Raw genomic sequence first — 566 nt, 5'->3', positions numbered from 1 at the left:
ATTAGGGTTCTTCACAGCGCGAACGTGTTCTTCAAGCTCGACAAACGATGGACGCTCGCTGGAGTACAGGGTTTTACGCCCGAATTCCACCGCGATTGGCGGTGCGTAGCCGTTCAGGTTTGACAGCAAGGTGATCTTCACGCACTGCATCATCTTGGTAGTTTCCGCACTCTTCTGGCGTAGCACGCTTGCCAGCGGCGAGATAAAACCGTAGGCGAGAAGAATACCGAGGAATGTCCCAACCATTGCGTGGGCAATCAGTGCCCCCAGCTCTGCGGCCGGGCGGTCGGCGGAGGCCAGTGCGTGTACCACGCCCATCACCGCCGCGACGATACCGAATGCCGGCAGTGAATCCCCCACCAGCGCCAGGGCGTTAGCCGGCACTTCGGATTCGCTTTCGTGAGTTTCGATCTCTTCGTCCATCAGCGCTTCAATCTCGAAGGTGTTCATGTTGCCGCTGATGATGAGTCGAAGATAATCGACGATAAAATCCAGCATCATCGCGTCAGCGAGAATACGTGGATAACTGGCGAAAATTTCGCTCTCTTTCGGGTTCTCAATATCAC

Annotated in this window: 1 protein-coding gene; it reads right to left on the bottom strand. The window is 55.5% G+C overall.

What is annotated here, in order from left to right; translation table 11 throughout:
- Window positions 1–566: MotA/TolQ/ExbB proton channel family protein (locus K5E19_RS23575; protein WP_221553351.1), on the bottom strand; the 566-nt coding region annotated here is incomplete at both ends.

The organism is Enterobacter sp. RIT637, from assembly GCF_019718755.1.
Classification (GTDB): domain Bacteria; phylum Pseudomonadota; class Gammaproteobacteria; order Enterobacterales; family Enterobacteriaceae; genus Enterobacter.
This window is presented reverse-complemented; position numbering and strand designations above follow the sequence as displayed.